The following is a 6,388-nucleotide window of genomic DNA, read 5'->3' on the forward strand; positions in this document are numbered from 1 at the left end:
CCCTTCCAACCGAATTCCATTGGAAGTGATAAATCTACCCGCCTAAAGACGGTGGCTTTAACCTTAACTGGGAAAGTCAACAGCGGGATTGCAGCAGGCTAAGGCACGGAGTTGTCGCGGCTGCGCGGAAACCGGCATTGGGGTGCGCGCCGAGTCCGGTCCGGACGGCCGGACCCTGTGTATCATGAAAACACTTAATCAACAGGGTTCAAATGCGTCAAGGGAATAATCACCTGCCTAATATGACGGGTGGAGCGGTAAATGAATGTTGACTGACCGGGCCGGTCGGGATAAGTAGTTATCTGGTCTCCGGCTGGACACGAGTTGAAAAAACCGTTATCAAAACAGGAAAGCAACAGGGGGAAAGATGACCTTACATCAGAAATTCATTCAGGTTGCCAAGCAGTTTGGCGACAAGCCGGCCATTATCGATTGCTCCGCGGACAAACGGGTCTCCTACTCGCGGGCCCTGATCGCCGCCCTGATGCTCTGTGACGAGTTCAAGCAGTACGAGGAGGGGTATATCGGAGTCATGGTCCCCACCTCCGCCGGATGCGCCCTGGCCACCCTGGGCCTCTTGATGAGCGGCCGGGTGCCGGTGATGATCAACTACTCCACCGGCGCGGCCCTGAATGCCGAGTATGCCCGGGAAAAGTGTGACTTCAAGACAATAATCACCTCCCGGGCGCTGCTGGAAAAGATCGACTGTCCAGAGATGCCGGGCATGGTCTTTCTTGAGGATATCATGGCCGGGATGGGTACGGCCAGGAAGCTGAAGGCGGCGGTGAAGGCAAAGATGCCGCTTGCGCTCCTGGCCCGGATGGTCCATCAGGGCGACGATGAGGATAATGTTGTTATTCTTTTTACCAGCGGCAGCGAGAAGGCGCCCAAGGCAGTGCCGCTCACCCACCGGAACATCACCGCCAATATCAAGAGCCTCACCGACCGTTACGGACTCAACGATCAGGACATCTTCCTGGCCAACCTGCCCTATTTCCATGTGTTCGGCCAGACCGCCAACCTCTGGGCCCCGCTTTACCACGGGATGACCCTGGTCAGCTACGCCAATCCCCTTGATTATAAAACCATCTGTGAGATCGTCCGCAAGGAAAAGACCACCCTGATGGTCGGCACCCCGAGTTTCTTCTGGGGCTATGTCCGCAAGTCCGAGCCTGGTGATTTTGCCAGTGTCCGGCTGGCCCTGTCCGGGGCTGACAAGTGCCCGGACGCCCTGCGCGAGGAGTTTATCAAGAAACATGACATGTCCCTGTTCGAGGCATACGGCGTTACCGAGACCTCACCGGGTATTTCCGGCAACTCGGCGGAATTCAACCGGCCGGGCAGCGTGGGCAAACCCTTCAAAGACGTCCAGGTTCGGATCGAGAACCTGGATACCGGCGAGGAGTGCGCAGTGGGCGAGGAGGGCAAGATCATGGTCAAGGGCGACCTGGTGATGAAAGGCTATCTGGGCGATATCGAGGAGACATCGAGGCATATGCGGGCCGGCTGGTATGACACCGGCGACATGGGGAGGATGGACGAGGACGGCTATCTCTGGCATACCGGCAGGCTTAAGCGGTTTGTCAAGATCGGCGGCGAGATGATCTCCCTGGTCCGGGTGGAGAATGTGCTGGAGAAATTTCTGCCCCGTGATGTTCTCTGCTGCGTGGTGGGTATCCCCGACGCCTTGAAAGGGTCAAAAATTGTCGCCGCGGTGACCGAGCCGGTGGACACCAAGGAGATTACCAGGAAGATGGCGGAAGAGCTGCCGGCCATTGCCATGCCCAGGATGTTTCATGTTATTGAGGAGTTTCCCAAGATGGGCAGCGGCAAGATAGACTTCCGCACCATAACCGAGATGGTGCGGCACGCCTTTGCCGACAATGAGACTGCGGAAGTCGGGGCAAAAACGGCGGGGAAGAAGTTCCGACGCCCAGGACGGTCAGGGCCGGGTAATTAATACCCATCCCGGAATGTGCCGGGTAATAACTATACGGTCAATGGGACCGGCCGGCCGGTCGAAAAAGGAAGGACGACTTTTCCGGTGATGTTGTTTTTTTGTCGGAAAAGCTTGCGGTTACGGCGGTCCCGGGTCCCGGCCCCGAAGTCGGGCCAGGGTCTGGCACGGTTTGTGTAATAGTTCGGGGCAAAGAAGATTTCCCGATTTTCTTTTTCCCTCCCTTCCCCTCTTGAAACCCCGGCCCGCTTATCGGGCCGGGGTTTCTTGTTGCTCCGCCGGTTTATCTTTATCCTTGGGCAGAATCGGGCTCAAGATTCGAAACGGCAGGAGCAGGGTATCCCTGACCATCTCAATCACCGCATCGCCGATGGCCTCCGGCGGCAGCAGGGTAATCTTCGGCTCTTTTATGTTTCCTTTGACCCCCACCGGAATGGTGACCACGGTGGCATTTTTGCCGCCGATGATCCGTCCGACCAGGGGGACCCTGGCCAGAATGGCGTCCAGGGTTTTGAGCGGCGCGATCAGAATGGTCAGGTCGGAGTCCAGGGTGGCCAGGTCCAGCCGGCCCCGGCCAAACAGATTGAGCCCCTGGCCGCGGATCACCGCCCGGTCGATGACCAACTCGTTGTTATCAATGTCAGCCTCCAGGTCCAGTTGCGAGTAGGCCAGCCCCTTGCCGGAGTACTGTCCCGTGGTAACGAACAGGTCGGTGATGTTGACTACCTTGAAGATCTGCGAGAGAAGGCGCATCCGGAGGATGGTCCCGTTTTCGGAATGGATGGCAACTGATTTTCCCTGCCAGCGGCCCTGGCGGCGAAGCAGCCGGGCCTGCATGGTAAAGTCCCCCTCAATCACATCCTGCCTGATCCCCAGACAGGGCAAGGTATCCTGGAAGCGGGCCGTGCCCCCTGCCGGGGTGGTTACGGTGTACTCCTGGGGCCGGTCCGGATCCGAATGATAGGTGCCGGAGATTCCAAGGCCGCACAGCCCGGCCGAGGTTATATCCATTGACAACTCCCGGCCGGGCTGGAAGCGGACCGTGCCCCTGGCCGGGGCAATATCATAGGATGGCCCGGCTCCTGTTTCACCATCAGCCGGAAACGGCGACGGCCAGAGGAGTGAATCGACCATAAAGGCCAGCCGGCCGGTGAGCGGATAGGTGGACCGGGCCATTGGTTGCGGGGCGAGGAGATCTTTAAGCCGGCTGATCGCGCGGCCGGACAGGCGACCGGCCTGGAGGGAAAGGTCAACCGCCAGGCTCTCGCTCCGCGGCATGATTGTGCCCTGGAGCGTGGCCGGCTCCCCCTCCAGCCGGAGATCCATTTTTTCCAGCACCGCCCTTGGGCCGTCGCCGAAAATCCGGAGAGAGTCAACCGCCATCAACGGGATGGCCGGATCCTGCCAGCGCCAGTTCAGCCCTTTGACGGTTGCCCAGCCGTCGAGCATGGTTGATTCGGAATCAGGGGAAACAACCCCCTGGAAGGTGCCGCTGAGATGACCGGAGACAATATTGGTAAAGAGCAGCGCATTGATGGTTGTTGCGCTGACGCTGCCGGTCCAGGCCAGCCCGAGTTGCTGGTTCCGGCCGCGGGACAGGGAAAGGATGCCCTGCTCGGTCGGGCCGGTGAGTTTCAGCTGGCGGATATCCAGGGATTCATCCCCGGCGATGAGGTCGATGAATGCGGCCGGACTTCGGGCAGCGCCGGTTCCGGCAATGATACTGCCCTGCAGCGCGGTTTTCTCCTTGTCCCAGGTTACGGTCAGATCCTGCAGGGTTGACCGGGGCTTCAGGGGCAGGCCGGCGGGCAGCAGCTTAAGCTCCTTGAGCCAGCGGAGCGTTTTTTCATTGACCAGGCCGTTGAACCGCAGGCTGCCCCGCCAGTCCGCCAAATGGTTGTGGCTGAGTTCACCGGCCACGGCCAGGGGCGCATCAAACAGGGTGACACGGGCCTGCCGGATCCGGATATCATGGTTGCTGATCCCGGCCGTGGCATGGTCCAGGCCGGCCCGGCCGGTAAAGAGCGGGCTCAGCCAGTGCAGGGCATCGGCCTCCAGTTCGAGCCGGTACTGCCAGGCATCCGGGGTCTGGAGGGGGCCGCTCACCGCGACATTCGTCAACTGCAGCGGTCCGTCCAGACCGCTTACAACCTTTGTCAGTGGCGCGGGTATCAGATCCCGGGCCAGCAGTTCAGTGAACAGCGGCCCGGAGTCAAGGTCGGCCCGGTCGGCTGTCAGGCTGAAGGTCAGGGAGTCGTCCCGGTTGACCCGGCCCGCGGCCCTGGATATTGTCTGGGCGCCGATGTTGCCGGTCACCTGGTCCCAGCTCACCCGGCCGGGGATTATCCGCAATTGGCCGCTGTCCACGACAATCGGCCAGGGCAGCCGATCATAATCTGCCCTGGCCGCCTGGATGGTGGCAACGGTCACCTCCACCTCGATATCGTCGAGCCGGTCCTGGAGCCGGAGATGGCCGCCGGCCTTGCCGCTCACATTGGAGAATCGAGCCAGTTCGGTGAGAAAATCGTTGTTGTCAATCACCCGGCCCAGAACAGCGGGCAACTCCGAAAGATCAACGTCCAGGTCCAGGTCCAGGATAAAGGGCCACGCTTGCGGATGCATCAGGTCGAGATAAAGACGCCCGTTCCAGCCGTAACTGTTGCCCAGCCGGGTCCTGAGGTCTTGGCCGGCCAGGATGCCGTTGACAATGGTAATCGGACCCTTGGCCCGGCGGAGATCAAGCCCTGCCCCTGGAACATGGATGGCGGCGTCGGCCACATCGACCTGGATTTTCAGGGCGGCCAGATCGGCCAGGCCGGTTGCCGGCCCGTTGAACCGGAAGCGGGCCTGAGCAGCGGTGCCGCCCCGGACAACATTGCAGACCGTGGCGGCGATCTTGTTCCTTGGCCACAGGGTCATGATCTTTGTTCTTATTCCGGTCAGGTCGAGATCATGTGCAGAGAGATCGATCCGCCAGTCCGGCGCTGTTGCTCCATTTTCCGTGGGGGCCGGCGAAAAACTCCGGGCCACCAGGCCCTGAAGACGAAGGGCCGGCTCCTTGATCTCCAGGTCGCGGATGGTAACCGAGAAATCCGGTCCGGCCTTGTCCACCCGGAGATCCATCTTTCCCGCGTGAAGGATGATCGATTTGTTGCCGGTTCTGACCGCCAGGGACGGACCGGCACCGGTAATTGATGCCGTAAACCGCTCAAGCCCGCTCCCCTCTAGCCGTAGCTGGAGATCAACGGGAGCAGCTGTCTTGACTACGGTGTTTCCATCCCGGCCGAGGGAGAATTCAGGGACCATGAATTCATCGGCCTCCAGCTCAAAGCCGTAATCCTGGGAAACCGGGGCAAAGGTACCCTTGATCGTCATCTGCTTGCAGAAGGGTGCCGCGGCCCGCAGGCTGATCCGGACCAGGTCCGGGCCGGTGGCAATTGTTCCCTTGACCTGGGAGAGCCGCAGGGCTCCCCGGGGAAGGGGACAGGCTGACGGTTGCAACGGATCATAGATGACCTCACCGTTTTCAATGGTGATCTTGACCCGGGGGAGAAGAGGGTCCACCCCGGCCGGTCCGGGGCCCACCGGGGCATGCAGGATGATTTTCGGATCAACCAGGTGGATGCGGCCGATTCTGGTGGTGTCGCCGAGCAGGATCCGCCAGTGGGGAAAGAGCCGTACCTCGGGCAGAATCAGGGTGGCCCGGGGATTCTTGAGAGAGGCGTCGGCCAGGGAGAGATGGGGAAACGGCAGCCAGGTCCAGCGGATCTCGGCGCAGGATACTTCACAGTTCAGTTCCAGACCCAGGCGGTCGACTATCCCGTCCCGAAGCGCGGTCAGGTGCAGAAACCGGGGGGCAAGCCCCAGGAAAACAGCGAGCAGCGCTCCGAGGACGAGGAGTTGGCGGAATCGTTTCTTCACAAGGAATTCAGCAGATCAAATGACCATGGTTACGGCCGTGGCGTCCCGGTCGTTCGGCCCGATACCTTGGTTGAGCCGTCCGGACAGCGGGCAACAATAGGAAAAGGCCGGCACCTTGGGGGAAATGCCGACCTTTTTCCAGAAGAAAGGAGATAAGAGTTATACTCTTGCCCTTTTATAATGCAACCATCGTGCCAAAGTTCAAAACAAGCTCCATGACGCATTTTTTTCTCCGGAAAACAATAGGTTCCAACCGCAGGGAGTACTATCCGGGTTGTCCCCGAAAATACAATTTTTTGTACCGCCCGACAACCCCTGACAATGCCCAGGCAAAAAAACGCTAAGAAAACAACAGGTAAGCAAAGTTCAAAAATTTTTCAGCCGTAAGGTTTCGGTAAACCCCGTACGTTTGAGGTTGGACCGGGAAAGGGGTTTTCTTATACCGAACGGTGTAGCGGACCCTGAGCCGCGGCCGTGACGGCAAAAGCGGAATTTGAAACAACTTCGGCA

The 6,388-nt window shown here is 59.9% G+C and carries 2 protein-coding genes; one reads left to right on the top strand and one right to left on the bottom strand.

Annotated features, from left to right (window positions below; translation table 11 throughout):
- Positions 1-367: 367 nt before the first annotated feature.
- Positions 368-1,960, top strand: a complete 1,593-nt coding sequence (locus L3J03_06275) for an AMP-binding protein (GenBank protein MCF6290583.1) — start codon at positions 368-370, stop codon at positions 1,958-1,960.
- 246 nt (positions 1,961-2,206) lie between these two features.
- On the opposite strand, the gene L3J03_06280 is transcribed toward L3J03_06275, so the two are convergent.
- On the bottom strand, positions 2,207-5,878 hold the full coding sequence (locus L3J03_06280) for an AsmA-like C-terminal domain-containing protein (protein MCF6290584.1): 3,672 nt from the start codon (positions 5,876-5,878) through the stop codon (positions 2,207-2,209).
- Between the last annotated feature and the right edge of the window lie 510 nt (positions 5,879-6,388).

The sequence above is a fragment of the Desulfobacterales bacterium genome, from assembly GCA_021647905.1.
GTDB lineage: Bacteria > Desulfobacterota > Desulfobulbia > Desulfobulbales > BM004 > JAKITW01.

Excerpts from the sequence above, each read along its gene's own strand:
- L3J03_06275 (MCF6290583.1), top strand. The coding sequence starts at position 368 with ATGACCTTACATCAGAAATTCATTCAGGTTGCCAAGCAGTTTGGCGAC.